This window comes from Enterobacter sp. JH25 (assembly GCF_021725435.1).
Lineage (GTDB): Bacteria > Pseudomonadota > Gammaproteobacteria > Enterobacterales > Enterobacteriaceae > Enterobacter > Enterobacter intestinihominis.
The window spans coordinates 4,611,538-4,626,069 of sequence record NZ_CP091319.1 but is presented as its reverse complement, the minus strand read 5'-3'; the positions used below and the strand labels follow the sequence as shown (position 1 = coordinate 4,626,069).

15 protein-coding genes are annotated in these 14,532 nt (G+C 55.8%); 8 read left to right on the top strand and 7 right to left on the bottom strand.

Annotation, left to right across the window (positions count from 1 at the left end; genetic code table 11):
- Window positions 1-108 precede the first annotated feature (108 nt).
- The gene (fdhD, locus tag L2Y28_RS22185) at window positions 109-945 is read left to right on the top strand and encodes a formate dehydrogenase accessory sulfurtransferase FdhD (protein WP_022649833.1); all 837 of its coding nucleotides are present in this window, start codon (window positions 109-111) and stop codon (window positions 943-945) included.
- Window positions 946-1,059: 114 nt separating this feature from the next.
- Window positions 1,060-1,272 carry a DUF1471 domain-containing protein gene (locus tag L2Y28_RS22180; RefSeq protein ID WP_003861966.1) on the top strand — a complete coding sequence of 71 codons (213 nt, stop codon included), beginning with the start codon at window positions 1,060-1,062 and terminating at the stop codon, window positions 1,270-1,272.
- 40 nt (window positions 1,273-1,312) lie between these two features.
- On the opposite strand, the gene L2Y28_RS22175 is transcribed toward L2Y28_RS22180, so the two are convergent.
- Both L2Y28_RS22175 and L2Y28_RS22170 read right to left on the bottom strand, forming a co-directional pair.
- On the bottom strand, window positions 1,313-1,636 hold the full coding sequence (locus L2Y28_RS22175) for an AzlD domain-containing protein (protein ID WP_022649832.1): 324 nt from the start codon (window positions 1,634-1,636) through the stop codon (window positions 1,313-1,315).
- Window positions 1,636-2,295: an AzlC family ABC transporter permease gene (locus tag L2Y28_RS22170; protein ID WP_022649831.1), complete on the bottom strand. Its 660-nt coding sequence runs from the start codon at window positions 2,293-2,295 to the stop codon at window positions 1,636-1,638. The genes L2Y28_RS22175 and L2Y28_RS22170 overlap by 1 nt, the downstream gene beginning before the upstream one ends.
- A 103-nt stretch (window positions 2,296-2,398) precedes the next feature.
- Here L2Y28_RS22170 and L2Y28_RS22165 point away from each other — a divergent pair, with 103 nt between their 5' ends.
- From L2Y28_RS22165 to L2Y28_RS22140, 6 genes are all read left to right on the top strand, one after another.
- A complete protein-coding gene (locus L2Y28_RS22165) occupies window positions 2,399-2,947 on the top strand; it encodes a helix-turn-helix domain-containing protein (RefSeq protein ID WP_022649830.1) in 549 nt (182 codons plus the stop codon).
- 465 nt (window positions 2,948-3,412) lie between these two features.
- Window positions 3,413-3,952 (top strand): fimbrial protein, encoded by a 540-nt coding sequence (locus L2Y28_RS22160; protein WP_022649829.1) that lies wholly within the window; start codon window positions 3,413-3,415, stop codon window positions 3,950-3,952.
- A gap of 59 nt (window positions 3,953-4,011) precedes the next feature.
- Window positions 4,012-4,740, top strand: coding sequence for a molecular chaperone (locus tag L2Y28_RS22155; protein WP_022649828.1), 729 nt, complete (start codon window positions 4,012-4,014; stop codon window positions 4,738-4,740).
- Window positions 4,741-4,775: 35 nt separating this feature from the next.
- The gene (locus L2Y28_RS22150) at window positions 4,776-7,298 is read left to right on the top strand and encodes a fimbria/pilus outer membrane usher protein (protein ID WP_022649827.1); all 2,523 of its coding nucleotides are present in this window, start codon (window positions 4,776-4,778) and stop codon (window positions 7,296-7,298) included.
- A gap of 19 nt (window positions 7,299-7,317) precedes the next feature.
- Window positions 7,318-8,622 (top strand): fimbrial protein, encoded by a 1,305-nt coding sequence (locus tag L2Y28_RS22145; protein ID WP_022649826.1) that lies wholly within the window; start codon window positions 7,318-7,320, stop codon window positions 8,620-8,622.
- Window positions 8,619-9,323, top strand: coding sequence for a molecular chaperone (locus L2Y28_RS22140; protein ID WP_022649825.1), 705 nt, complete (start codon window positions 8,619-8,621; stop codon window positions 9,321-9,323). Before L2Y28_RS22145 ends, L2Y28_RS22140 begins: the two co-directional genes overlap by 4 nt.
- 31 nt (window positions 9,324-9,354) lie before the next feature.
- On the opposite strand, the gene rhaM is transcribed toward L2Y28_RS22140, so the two are convergent.
- The 5 genes from rhaM to L2Y28_RS22115 form a co-directional block, all read right to left on the bottom strand.
- Window positions 9,355-9,669 carry an L-rhamnose mutarotase gene (gene rhaM, locus L2Y28_RS22135; protein WP_022649824.1) on the bottom strand — a complete coding sequence of 105 codons (315 nt, stop codon included), beginning with the start codon at window positions 9,667-9,669 and terminating at the stop codon, window positions 9,355-9,357.
- Window positions 9,666-10,814, bottom strand: coding sequence for a lactaldehyde reductase (gene fucO, locus L2Y28_RS22130; RefSeq protein ID WP_022649823.1), 1,149 nt, complete (start codon window positions 10,812-10,814; stop codon window positions 9,666-9,668). Before fucO ends, rhaM begins: the two co-directional genes overlap by 4 nt.
- 135 nt (window positions 10,815-10,949) lie before the next feature.
- Entirely contained in the window at window positions 10,950-11,951 is a 1,002-nt protein-coding gene (locus L2Y28_RS22125) for an ABC transporter permease (protein WP_032622004.1), read from the bottom strand.
- A complete protein-coding gene (locus L2Y28_RS22120; RefSeq protein ID WP_022649821.1) occupies window positions 11,948-12,952 on the bottom strand; it encodes an ABC transporter permease in 1,005 nt (334 codons plus the stop codon). The genes L2Y28_RS22125 and L2Y28_RS22120 overlap by 4 nt, the downstream gene beginning before the upstream one ends.
- Window positions 12,952-14,454 carry a sugar ABC transporter ATP-binding protein gene (locus L2Y28_RS22115; protein WP_022649820.1) on the bottom strand — a complete coding sequence of 501 codons (1,503 nt, stop codon included), beginning with the start codon at window positions 14,452-14,454 and terminating at the stop codon, window positions 12,952-12,954. Before L2Y28_RS22115 ends, L2Y28_RS22120 begins: the two co-directional genes overlap by 1 nt.
- Window positions 14,455-14,532 lie beyond the last annotated feature (78 nt).

The following is a 14,532-nucleotide window of genomic DNA, read 5'->3' as shown; positions in this document are numbered from 1 at the left end:
AATTGAGTAGGAGAATGGATGCTGAAAAGTTGATCCATACTATGCGTAAGGTCCGCTGTTTGTGGTGCAATAGCAGGCTCACTTCCGTGGTTGTTCAGGAATACCGTCGTGTTTAAACAAAACCGTGCTACCCACACGTCGCCACTGCCTGCGGGCATTGTGGAACTGTCGGTACACAGACCGCCTCACATTTCACATGCCACGCCGGATTTTCTGGCGGAAGAGGTCCCCGTTGCCCTGGTTTACAACGGGATTTCGCATGTGGTGATGATGGCCTCGCCGAAAGATCTCGAGCTGTTCGCCATCGGTTTCTCCCTCTCGGAAGGCATCATTGCGCATCCGCAGGAGATCTACGGCATGGACGTCGTACCGGCCTGTAACGGTCTCGAAGTGCAAATCGAACTCTCCAGCCGCCGCTTTATGGGGCTGAAAGAGCGCCGCCGGGCGCTGGCCGGACGTACCGGCTGCGGCGTGTGCGGTGTTGAACAGCTTAACGATATCGGCAAACCCATTATCCCGCTGCCGTTCACCCAGACGTTCAATCTGGCGCATCTTGATCGGGCGCTTGAGCACCTGAATGACGTTCAGCCCATCGGCCAGCTCAGCGGTTGTACGCATGCGGCGGCGTGGGTATTGCCGTCGGGGAGCATTGCAGGCGGGCATGAAGATGTTGGCCGCCACGTCGCGCTGGATAAGCTGCTGGGCCGTCGCGCTCGGGAAAACAACGTCTGGCTGCAAGGGGCCGCGCTCGTTTCCAGCCGCGCCAGCTACGAGATGGTGCAAAAATCCGCCATGTGCGGCGTGGAAATTTTGTTTGCGGTGTCAGCGGCAACCACGCTGGCGGTTGAAGTGGCGGAGCGCTGCAACCTGACGCTGGTGGGGTTCTGCAAGCCAGGCAGGGCGACAATTTACACCCATCCGCAGCGATTAATTGTTAATCAGTAATTTTGAATGAGTATAGCAAATCCTTCCGCTTTTAGTTGTTCATGATGAGGTCTAGTATTTATCTCATCAAGGCCCGGTGCCTTATCTAAACAACTTAACGAAAGGGTTTATCTCATGAAAAGCATCAAAACTTTTGTCGCAGTAATCGCTCTTGCTACATCTTTCGGTTCTTTCGCTGCGCAGACTGTGACCGCATCCGCCTCTACGCTGGACGGTGCTGAAGCTAAAATCGCCGCACAGGCTCAGGAAGCGGGCGCGTCATCCTACAAAATTACCCAAGCATTCACCGGTAACCGCGTACACATGACCGCTGAACTGAACAAATAATTTCGCAGTACCGTCGAAAGAGCGCCCCTGGGGCGCTTTTTTAGTTTATGCCCGCCAGACGCAGTAGCGCCGTCACCACCGCCGCCGCGACGATCACCACAATTAACGGCATTTTGCGCCAGGCCAGAAACACCGCGAACCCCACCCCCAGCACGCGCGCCATCCCGGCAAAATGGTCCCCTTCATAAAACGTTGTCGCCAGCGCGACGGAGAACAACAAAACGGTAGCCGCGTCTGAAAGCAGCGCCTGCGACCGTTCAGAAAGCGCCAGCCGGCTGCCGAGTTTTGCCCCGCCGAGACGCATCAGATAGGTTCCGGCAGAAAGAATGGCGATGCCGAGAATAAAGACCGTCATGTTTTCCATTATTTTTTCCTCGCGGCAAGGCCGAGCAAAGAGAGCAGCACCGGCAGGCCCACCGGTGCGAACGGCACGGCGGCCAGCGACAACAACGCGCCGCTACAGGCGCGGATCAGCGTGGTGCGGTTTTTAAATGCCGGCACCACTAACGCCAGCAGGATCGCCGGGAACACCGCGTCCAGCCCGATGGTTTCCGGGTCTGGCAGTAGCTTGCCGACCATCGCCCCCAGCACCGCGCCCAGCGGCCAGATGATTGCCACGCCTAACCCGCACAGCCAGTAGGCCGCTTTACGCTGCTCGGCGGTTTTTTGCGACAGGCCAAACACCACGCTTTCATCGTTCATGATATGACAGCCCAGAAAGCTCAGGCCGCGCTTGCCCACCAGGTCACGCACCGTCACGCCGAACGGCACATGGCGCGCGTTTACCAGTAAACCGGCTGCGGCCGCCGCCAGCGGATTGCCGCCGCTCGCCACGATGCCGATGAACATAAACTCGGATGCGCCTGCCAGCACCGTGAGGGAGAGAACAAACGGCACCCACAGCGGGAAGCCGTAGGCCATCGCCAGTGAGCCATAAGACATGCCGACCACGCCCACCGCGAGGCAGACCAGGACGATCGCTTTTATCGTGTCGCCTTTCAGGCAAGAGAGGTGATTCTTCATACCATTTTAGCCATATCGAACGTATTTCCATTATAATGAACGCATCAAAAACGTTTTACAAGGCGAACGATTCGTTCGTTATAGAGACAATGAGGCCGTTATTATGACGCAGCCAATCAGCGTAATCGCCAGAAGCCTGGTGCGAGAACGCCTGCGAACCGGGCTATCACTGGCGGAAATTGCCCGCCGTGCCGGGATCGCCAAATCCACGCTTTCACAACTGGAGTCTGGCAACGGCAACCCTAGCCTGGAAACGCTCTGGTCGCTTTGCGTGGCGCTGGATATTCCGTTTGCCCGGTTACTGGAGCCACAGCAGCCCGTCACGCAGGTGATCCGCCGCGGCGAGGGCACAAAAGTTGTCGCCGGGCAGGCGAACTACGAGGCGATTTTGCTCGCGGCGTGTCCGCCGGGGGCGCGTCGTGATATCTACCTGCTGCTGACTCAGCCGGGGGCAGACCGTATTTCCCAGCCGCATCCGCCTGGGTCGGTTGAGCATATTATCGTGACCCAGGGGCGGGCGATGGTCGGCCTGATCGACGCGGCAGAAGAGCTCGGCCCGGGAGATTACATTTGCTATCCCGCTGACCAGCCGCATATCTTTAAGGCGCTGGAGCCAGATACGCACGCGCTGCTGGTGGCGGAACAAAGCTAAACAGCGGCAAACCCGCTGCCGGTAAGACGACAGCGGGGCGATAAAATGAGACTAAGATCATAAAACAAAATATCCATATTAAATATATTCGACCATTAAATCATTTATGGCGTGAATTGTTCTTTGTACTTTAATTTAAGTTTAATACAGTTTTTAGAATATTTAATCATTTGGATTATAAATGAATATGAAAGACTAATTGTTCGTTTATGCGAGAATTCATTGGGTTAGGTGGGAGACGTCACGTTTAATGGCGATACTTTATCCTGTTAACCTATTTTTGTTATTCATATAATTTATGTGTGATTACCTTGTTTTTTCGCAGGGTTGCTTATTTTTATGATTTGTTAACCTCTGAAATATATTTACACATAATTTTTATAGGGGTATGTTTGTTCTAAGAAATAATCATTATTCGCGCATTGGCTCTTATAACGATAAGGGCATGTAAAGGAGACAATAAAAATGAAAAAAAGAGTGCTGGTAGCATTTATTGTATCTGTCGGAGTAAGTGGCGCTGTCTATGCAAATAATACCGTACGTTTTTTAGGAGAAGTTACCGATCAAACCTGTACCATAAAAATTAATGGCACCGATTCTTATCCGGTTGTCCTGTTGCCTGCCGTTAGTAAAAGCGAGCTGACGGCCGCGGGGTCCAGCGCAGGGCAAACGCCTTTCACTGTGACGTTGAGCGGCTGCGATGTTACTGCGACGTCGTCATCTTCGGCAGGCGTACGTTTTGTCAGTAATTATCTGGACGGTAACAACCTAAAAAATATCGCGGCGGCAAGCCCGGCGACGAACGTTGCTATTCAGCTACTTGAAGGCACGACCGAGCTGGACTTCACCAGCGGCATAGCAAAAACGTCTATGCAGACGGTAGGTGGAACGAGCGGTCCAGACTCTGTCTCCTTTGATATGGCTGCACGTTACTACTCTTCTGCTGGCGGGGCTACGGCCGGAGCAGTAGAAGCGCAAGCACAGTTCGCAATTACCTATTTGTAACTCTTTTAGGCGCTACTTAACGTAGCGCCATTTATTCCCTATTAATTAGGGAGGTGTATATGCTGTACACTAATAAATGCTGTTTTATTGCTGTAATGGCATTTTTGTCTTCTATTTTTATATCGAACATAGCATCTTCCAGTGTTATTCTTAAAGGTAATAGAATAATTTATTCTGCTGATGCAAAAGATAAGGTTGTAGAATTTTCTAACAATGGTGATACACCGATGCTGGTGCAGGTGTGGCTGGATAAAAATAACCCAGATTCAACGCCAGACACAGCGGATGCACCTTTTATCGTCACGCCACAAATATTTCGGATTAATGCGCTGAATGGTCATGCGCTGCGGCTAAAATTTACAGGGCAGACCCAACAACTCCCACAGGATCGCGAGTCCGTGTTCTGGTTTAATTATTTGCAATATCCCGCCATTAAATCGTCCGATCTTGCACAGAATCGCCTGGCATTGATTGTAAAAAGCCGGCTCAAAGTATTTTATCGCCCGCCCGGTCTGCGCGGCGACGCCAGTCAGGCTCTGACGCAACTTCAGGTGCAGCGTAAAGGAAATATGCTGACGTTACAAAACCCTACGCCATGGCATATTTCACTGCGCAACGCGCTGTTAACCCGAGGTGAGAAATCTACGGCGGTTGGCCAATCGGTGATGATTCCACCATTTGGCGACACACGCTGGGTTTTAACCGATCCGGTGGCCACATCTGTCACGGTTTACGCCATGAATGATTATGGCACGGCGGTGAGCCACACCTTCACGCTGCCTCGCTAGAAGTCGACATGGAAAGAGTGGGCAGGGAGGGTTTTATGCTCCGACATCGCGCGTATCCCCGGTGTTGTCTGTTTGTCTCGACGCTGACGTTAATCAGCGCCTCTTTCGTGCAAGCGCAAGAAGCGTATGTCTTTGACGCGTCGCTACTTCGCGGGTCTGGCCTGAATAAGGTTGATATTGAACAGTTAAACCAGGATTCAATGATCAAGCCCGGCAGTTATACACTGGATCTATATGTTAACGGTACGCTGGCCGCGAGGGATGACATCGTATTTACAGCCGTGGAACATCGCGTAATGCCGTGTTTTAGCTGGGGTACCTTAAAAAAGATTGGGCTGAAATCGTTGCCGGAAGAGCCTGGAGAAGGCTGCTATCGTCCGGACAATGCGCTTTTTTCCGGCATCACGGTGAGCAGCGTGATGTCGCAAATGCGTGTTGATTTTTCGGTACCACAAACCCTGCTGGATAAACTGCCGCGAGGAGGAATACGTGAAGAGAGCCTGGAGTCCGGAGAAAGTATGCTCTTTCTCAACTACATGGCTAACCAGTACCACGTCACGCAAAAGCAGGATGGCGGTGGCACGACAGACTCCACTTACCTGAACCTGAATGGCGGGTTAAATCTGGGACTGTGGCGCTATCGTCAGCAGTCTGCGCTCAACTATGACAGCGATCTGGGCAGCCATTGGACAACAACGCGGCGCTATGTCCAGCGAGCGATTGTGCCGCTGCGCAGTGAAATGATGATTGGCGAAGGCTACACCGACGGCAGATTTTTTTCCGGGATCAGCTTTCGCGGCGTGCAGCTCACCTCCGATACCCGAATGCGTCCGGAATCTCAGCGCGGCTACGCGCCAGTGGTGCGTGGGATTGCGCGAACCAACGCCAAAGTGACCATTCGCCAGGGCAACAACACGCTCTATGAAACCACGGTCGCGCCCGGTGCGTTTGCGATTGACGATCTTTATCCCACTAATTACGCAGGTGATCTGAACGTCATTGTCACGGAAGCGGATGGGAATGAAAGTACGTTTAACGTACCCTTTTCCGCGCTGGCGGAATCCATGCGCGCGGGGTTTTCGGAATACAGTGCGACAGTGGGGCGCGTGCGGGACGTGGGCAACAATGACGAATTCAGTGAAATTGTCTGGCAGCACGGGGTAACGAATGCGCTCACTATCAATGCGGGCAATCAACTGGCAAACGGCTATCAGGCGTTTATGCTCGGCGGCGTTTACAGTTCCACGCTGGGCGCATGGGGGATGGACAGCACTTTCTCGCGCGCACGGCTGAACAGCGACGATTACCAAACCGGCTGGATGTCCAGGCTCAACTACAGTAAACATTTTCCACAGACGGGGACGTCGGTTGCGTTGGCGGGCTACCGCTACTCTACAGGCGGCTATGCTGAGCTGTACGATGTGCTCGGTTCACGCGCTGCGCATAATGAGGAGTGGCAATCCTCCACCTGGCGGCAGCGCTCCAGGGTTGAGCTTTCGGCCAGCCAGGCGCTGGACTGGTTGGGTAATATTAATCTTTCCTTCTCTTCACAGGACTATCGCGACCAGAAAAGCCGCGATAAGCAGCTTCAGGCCAGCTGGAGTAAGGCATTTGCCTACGGCATATCGGTGAACCTTACGGCGGCGCGCACCCGACGAATCACCCCATCTTCACAAAACGGCATGGGGAACGCCGTCGACTGGAGCGACGCCTGGCAGGCAAAAACGCAAACGCTGTGGTCATTATCGTTTTCTATTCCGCTTGGGCAGAGTCGCTACTCGCCAATGCTTTCGATTAGCGCTAACCATAGTGATGATGACGGCGGAGATTATCAGTCGACGCTTAGCGGGGTGATGGGTGAGCGCGATCCGCTGAGCTACAGCCTCAACTACGCCACAAACGATCGCGGGGAGCAGTCCGTCTGGGGAGCAAATTTTCAGAAGAATTTCCCTTGGGCCAGCGGCGGCGCGTCGTGGTCTTCCTCCAGCGATTACTGGCAGGCGTCGGCATCGTTACAGGGGGCACTGGTATTGCATCGTGGAGGTATCACGCCGGGACCGTATCTTGGTGACACCTTCGCATTAATTGAAGCACCCGGTGCGGATGGCGCACGGATATCCGGCGGGCAAGGGGCACAGGTGAACGCGTTTGGCTATGCGCTTGCACCATCGTTGGTGCCTTATCAGTTCAATACTGTCAGCCTGGACCCGCAAGACATGGCCGACGATGTGGAACTCCAGATATCGGTTCAGCGTGTTGCGCCATTCGCCGGGGCGATGGTTCGCCTGCGCTACACCACGCTTCAGGGACAGGCCATGTTGATCACTGCGCAGAGGCTGAAAGGTGAGGTTATCCCGATGGGGGCCGCCGTTTACGATGAGTATGACAACAGCATTGGCATGATGGGGCAGGCGAGTCAGCTTTATTTTCGCGCCAGCGACGAGAAAGGCATATTGCGGATTAAGTGGGGGGAGGCCCAGCAGGAAAGCTGTCGAATAGCCTGGCAAAATACGCAGCCGTCGGAACCGTTACGGGTATTAACGTTGCCTTGCCGTTAAGCCCACCAGGGAGGAAATCATGAACAGACTACGTTTTGTCGTCGCGGCATTTTGCCTGATGAGCGTGGCGGCGTTTGCCCAGTGCGAAAAAGGGCCAAAATTCGAGCACACCGAAGAGGACGCAATGGGGACAGGGCTTGCGCTGGGGCGTATCAATGTCAGCAGCATTGACGTTCAGCCGGAAGGTACAGTTTTGGCTAGTAGCGTGGTGCGCTTCTCTGATAATCCGCTCTATAGCAGCCCCGATAATATTTTGTGGGTCTGCGATATTAGCGATAAAAATAACATCTTCGAAATCATTGCCACTAACGGAGATGACCGTTACGGCGGCTACTGGGATATGGGGCAGGCAAGCGGTAATCCGAATGTTTACGGCACCTTATTTAAAAAAGTCGGGGTGCGTTTAACGCACCTTAACTCAGGCACTGTGTTTACCCGAAATTATCAACGGATACCGATGACCCGTTACGCGGTCTCAGACGATGGCAAAAAAATTTATATTCGGGTCAAGGATTTTAGCCCCATTCGCGCCGAGGCGATTCGTCTCAGCGCAGATGTTCCCACCAACACGGGAGCCGGAACCTGGTGTGGCGCTCCGGTGAGTAGCGGCAGCTATAGCTGTAATCAGCCCAATGGCTACGTCAGTTTTTGTTCGCCGGGCAGTAAAAATAACGATGCTTACTGTGATTCCGGAGACTCGGCAACCAGTTACACCGGGTGGGGTTACGATAACTGGATGGCGTTAAACATGGGAACGGCACCTGTCTCAACGCTGACCACCATCGCTACGTGCGTGGCGAAAAACGTCACGCCTGTGGTCGTGTTCCCTTCTATTTCGCGAACTGAGCTGGAAAGCGGCAAAGCGGCGCAAGCCAATTTCAGCGTGACGGTTCGTTGTGAAAATACAGCCGTCGGCGGTGTGGCGCAAAACCAGACGGCGCTGGGGTTACAGGTGCCTTACGAAAGCTTTCTCGCCGCGCAAACTCTTGGGCTGGTAAACAGCAGCGGCGGGGTGAGCCATCTCCTTTCCGAGAATTACGGACAAACCGGTATGGCAAGGGGAGTAGGGATACAGATTGCTAATGCCAGCGACGGTATAGTTCGCCAGTTCCTCGGTTGGGATCGCTGTACGACCACCAGTTGCGCAACGGGCAATAGCGGTGGCTGGTATCCCGTCAATGTAGGGGCAACCCGAATTGCAGGATCAGGGAATACCCAGGACTACCTGATTAACTTTAATGCTTCACTGGTGCGTTTACCTGACGAGGCGATCGCTGCCGGTAAGGTAGATGCCAGGGCGTATGTTTGGGTGAAAGTGCAATGATGCGTATTTCTCTGTTATTGCTATGGATGCTTGTGTCCTGGCCCTGCGCAGCGGGCATTATTGCCTCCGCAACGCGTGTGATTTTTCATGAAGGCGAAGCGCAACAGAGTCTGATGCTGGTGAATACCAATCCGTGGCCGGTAGTCGTGCAAACCTGGGTGGATGATGGCGATATCAATCGCGAACCGGGAAGTGTTAAAACGCCATTTGTTGCGGTGCCGCCGTTGTTTCGTCTGGAGCCTAAGGGCGTACAAGGGCTACGTATCATGCACAACAAAGCGCGTATGCCCACTGACCGGGAATCGGCATTCTGGCTGAACATCTATGAAATCCCGCCTACCGGAAGTGTTGCCACACAACAACAAAGCATGGTGCTGACGATGAATACACAGATGAAAATATTCTGGCGTCCGGCGTCGCTCAACAATCCAGAAAGCGCGTGGGCGCGATTAACCTTTCATCGCGAGGGTTCTGTGCTGGTTTGTCATAATGATTCGCCTTACTTTGTCTCTTTTGCGGGCATTAACTTTAAGGCAGGCGAAAAGCTGTATCCGGTGACACAACTACCCGACATGATGGTTGCCCCCTTCGGGGAGAAGCGCTACGCCTTTGCCGCCAATGCCCCCTTCTCCGGGCAGGTGCAGGGGGAGTTAATCGACGACAACGGTAATAGCGCTGTTTATAACTGGCCGGTTAAATAACGCGACCCGACACAATATGCCGGGCCATGGCTCAGTCCAGGTAAAACACCTCGTTCAGCTCCGCACTCACCGGGCTGTTGTCCGGGTTAGACGGCATAACGTCAGCCATATGTTTCCACCAGCGCTGGCAGACGTCGGTGTTTGCCACCGCGTTCCAGCGCTCTTCCGATTCAATCTCCACTGTCGCAAACAGCAGGTTGCGGGCTTTGTCGAGGTAAATGGCGTAGTGGTGCGCGCCGTGGGCTTTCAGCACCGCTTCCAGCTCAGGCCAGATCGGGTTGTGGCGGCGCGCATACTCCTCGTGCGCATCCGGGTTTACCTGCATCACAAACGCTTTGCGGATCATAATGCCTCCAGGTACAGCTCGCGGACCTCATCGCGGCTGGCGGTACGTGGGTTGCACGGCGCGCACGGGTCAGCGAGCGCTTTATCCAGCCAGCCTTCAATATCGGCTTTGGTCACGCCAAGCTGGCTAAATCCGGACGGAATGCCGACCCGGGCGCTTAGATCGCGAATCGCCTGAATGGCGGACATGCTGGCCGCTTCGTCGCTCATGCCGCGCGTGTCAACGCCCATCGCCTGCGCCACACGGGCGAATCGGGCGACCGCGTTCGGGCGGTTAAAGTTTTCGATGATCGGCAGCAGGATGGCGTTGCAGACGCCGTGCGGCAGGTTGTGCGTCGCGCCCGGCTGGTGCGCCAGAGCATGCACCAGCCCCAGCCCGGCGCTGTTAAACGCCATGCCCGCCAGATACTGCCCAAAAGCCATCTGCTCGCGCGCTTCCAGGTTGTGACCGTCGTCGACCGCTTTCGGCAGCCAGAGGTTGATCAGACGAATGGCTTCCAGCGCGTTGGCATCGGTCAGTGGGTGCGCGCCCACGGAGACGTAAGCTTCAATGGCGTGGGTTAGCGCGTCCATGCCGGTTGCGGCGGTCACGGAGGCCGGAATATCGAGCATCACGCTGGCATCGTCCACGGCGATATCCGGGATGATGTTCGGGTCGATGATCACCTCTTTCACCTGCCGCGCGGAGTCGATGATCACCGCGTTGCTGGTCATCTCCGCTGCCGTGCCTGCGGTGGTGTTGATCGCCACCAGCGGCACGCCCGCGTTTTTCACCTTGCCGACGCCGGAATAATCGGTTGACGGACCGGGGTTGGCGGTGAGGATTTTGATTGCCTTGGCGGTATCAATCGGGCTGCCGCCGCCAAAGGCAATCAGGTAATCACACTCTGCATCCTGATATGCCGCATAGCCTTTTTGCACCAGCGCTTCCGTCGGATTCGGGAATACTTCATCGAACAGGTGATACGACATCTGATGGGCGTCGAGCGCGGAAAACAAACTGTCGAGCAGGCCCAGCTTCACCAGCTGGCCGTCGGTGACAATCAGCGCTTTTCCCCACTGCTTGTTTGCCACCAGATTGACCATATCGCCGATCGCGCCCGCGCCGTGCAGGCTGATTTTGGGGAGTGCCAACATAAAGCTCATGATAATTCTCCTTAATATGCTTTTGAGGTAATCCGTTCCCCTCACCCTAACCCTCTCCCCGGAGGGGAGAGGGGACTGCTTGGTGCGGCTTTTCACCCTCTCCCCTCAGGGGAGAGGGCAGGGGTGAGGGGCAATTTAATTCCGTCTTCGCTGCATCATCCGGCGGGTAATAATCGGCAGCGAAATCACCACGATCAGCATCGCGCCGATAATCACCGACATCACAATGCCGGGCACGTTGAGCAGGCTCAGGCCGAAGGTCACCAGCCCCATCAGGAAGGCGGCGATAATCACGCCCACCATGCTGCCGGACCCACCGAGAATATTGACGCCGCCGAGCACCGCCATCGTCACCACCGCCAGCTCCCAGCCCATCGCGATGGTCGGGCGGGTGCTGCCCAGACGCGAGGTAAGCAGCACCGACGCCAGGCCGGACATCAGCCCAACCAGTGCGAAGAGGATCAGGTTGTGGCGCTTCACGTTGATGCCGGAGTACCACGCGCCGGTCGGGTTGTTGCCGATGGCGTAGGTGCGGCGGCCAAAGTTGGTGCGGTGCAGCACAAAGGCAAACAGAGCGGCCAGCACGATAAACAGCGCGAATTCAAACGACAGCGCGCCCCAGACGTAGCCCTGGCCGAACCAGGCGAAGCTCTCAGGGTAGCTGTTCAGCGCCTGGTCCCCGAGCAGAATGTAGGTGATCCCGCGGTACAGGCTCATCGTGCCGATGGTGATGACGATGGACGACAGGTTAAAGCGCGTCACCAGAATGCCGTTGAACAGCCCGCACAGTAGCCCGACGCCTAATCCGACGCAGACCAGCAGCGGCGTATCGACGCCCGCCGCCGCGCAAAAGCCCATCACCGTGGAGCTGAGCGCGATGGTGGAGGCTACCGACAGGTCAATTTCCCTGGCGATAATCAGCATCGCCATCGGCAACACGATGATCGCTTTTTCGGTGAAGTTGAACGTCGCGTCGGAGAGGTTCCAGATATTGAGAAAGTAGGGTGAGGCGAGCGCGTTCACCAAGAACACCGCCAGCGTCACCGCCAGCAGGAACCCCTCCCAGCACAGCAGACGCTGGAAGATGCCCGGCGCAGAAGTGGGTTTGATTGCTTCAGATGTCATCATTTTGCTCATGATTTCACCGCCAGTTTCTGACGTGCCAGCGCCGCATCGCGCAGTATCAATCGGCCTTTACGTTTATTGCCGCGCTCGTTCAGCAGCACCGCTATCACAATTACCGTGCCGGAAATCGCCATCTGCCAGAACGGTGAGACGCCGATCACCGGCAGGGCGTTGTTAATCACCCCGAGGAACAGTGCGCCAAACAGACAGCCGAGCACGCGCCCGGTGCCGCCCATGGTGCTGATCCCCCCAATCACACAGGCTGCCACCACCTGCAATTCAAAACCGTTAGCGACGTCAACATACGCAACGGCAAAGCGCGATATCCACAGGTAGCCGCAGAACCCGGCCAGCAGACCGGAAAGGCAGAAACTAATGAACTGCATTTTTCCGGCGTTGATCCCGGTGTAGTACGCTGCCGTGGCATTACCGCCTGCGGTGTAGAGCGCTCGTCCGGTGCGGCTGTAGCGCAGGAAGTAGCCCACCAGCAGCAGCGCGGCGATGGCGCACCAGCTCAGCACCGGCAAGCCCAGCACTGACGCACGTGGCAGGCCGAGGAAATCTGTACCCATCTGGTTTGAGTTCACCCAGCCGCCGCCGGAGAGCAAAAAGATCATTCCGCGGTAGATGCTCATAGTGCCGAGCGTTACCACAATCGCCGGAATGCCCAGCTTCCACACCAGCAGGCCGTTTATCGCGCCCATCAGCAGCCCAAGCACGCTGGCAAGGATCAGCAGCGCCCAGACGGGCACGTCCGGGTAATGGAAATTAATCAGGGCGACAATCATCCCGGTCAGGGCCAGATTGGCCGCCATCGACAGGTCGATGCCTTTCGTGAGCAGCACCATCATCTGCCCGAGCGCGAGGACGATCAGAATGGCGGTGTCGTTAAACATCTCCACCAGGTTGTCCGGCGCGATAAACGATGGCACGCGGCTACCAATGGCGACGATCATCAGGATAATCACCGCGCCCAGCAGGGCTTCGCGGTGTTTTAAGAGTGAGCTAAGCATTATGCCGCCTCCTGTTTTGCACCGCTGGCGGCGCTGACGATGGTTTCCGCCGTCGCGTCTCCCGCCCGGTACTCGGCCACCATCAGCCCCTCGTGCATGACGATAATGCGATCCGCCATGCCCATCACTTCCGGCAGTTCGGACGAGACCATAATTACCGCCAGCCCCTGACTGACCAGCTCGGACATAAACTGATGCACGGCTGCTTTTGAGCCGATATCGATGCCTTTTGTCGGCTCATCGAGGATAATCACGTCAGGGTGCGTCGCCAGCCATTTGCCGATCACGACCTTTTGCTGGTTGCCGCCAGAGAGGGTCTCCACCGCCTGCTTCCAGCTGAAGGCTTTCACTTGCAGGCGTTTGGCGTATTCGTCCGCCAGCTTCCATTCACGGTCGTCATGCAGCACACCGTTCGGATTGAGCTTGCTGAGCTGAGGCAGGCTGATGTTCTGGGCAATCGGCAGGGCGATAATCGCCCCCTGTTTCTGTCTTTCTTCCGGCACGCAGACGATACCGGCTTTGATCGCATCCGCAGGCTGGCGGAAGCGCCGGGGCTGTCCGTTGAGGATAATTTCCCCGGACGATGGCCGCGTGACGCCGGAAAGCGCCTGCATCAGCTCGGTACGCCCGGCCCCCACCAGCCCGTAAAAGCCGAGGATTTCTCCTTTACGCAGGGAGAACGAGATATGCGCAAACTCGGTCGGATGGCAGAGGTTTTTCACCTCCAGCACCGTCTCGCCTTTTTCGCAGTCTATTTTAGGGAAAGTTTGGGTAATGGCGCGCCCGACCATCATCGACACCATGCGCTCCTCGGTGATCTCATTTATTGCACCTGCGCCGACGAACGCGCCGTCGCGCAAAATAGTGTAGTGATCGGCCAGCTCAAAAATCTCGTCGAACTTGTGGGAAATAAACAGGATGGCTTTGCCCTCCTGCTTTAAGCGCTCCACAATCTGGTAAAACTCGAGGATTTCATGCTGCGACAGCGCCGCCGTCGGTTCATCGAGGATCACCACCTGCGCCTCAAACGACAGCGCGCGGGCAATCGCCACCATGTGACGCTGGGCGATGCTCAGGGTTTTCAGCGTCGCGCGCGGGTCGATTTGCACTTCCAGCCGCGTGAGGATCGCCTGCGCCCGGCGGTGCATTTCCGGCCAGTCGAGCTTTTTCAGGAAGCCTTTGTGAAGGTACTGACCGACAAAAATATTCTCGGTGACCGAGAGTTCATCAAACAGCACGGTTTCCTGGTGAATGGCGGTGATGCCCATTTTATGCGCCGACTCCGGCGTCGGGAGATGAACGGGGATCGCTTTATAGAGAATTTCGCCCTCGTCGGGCTGGTAAATGCCGGTCATCACTTTGACCAGCGTCGACTTGCCCGCGCCGTTTTCGCCGATAAGCGCCGTCACTTTGCCGGGCCACAGCGCAAGCTGCACGTTCTCAAGAGCACGCACGCCGGGGAACACCTTGGTGATGCCAGAAAGCTGTAGCAATGGGGTCATGATAGTTCTCCTGGACAGAGGAATTTGTAGGGCGGGTAAGCGGCAGCGCCACCCGCCTTTTGCCGGATGGCGCTACGC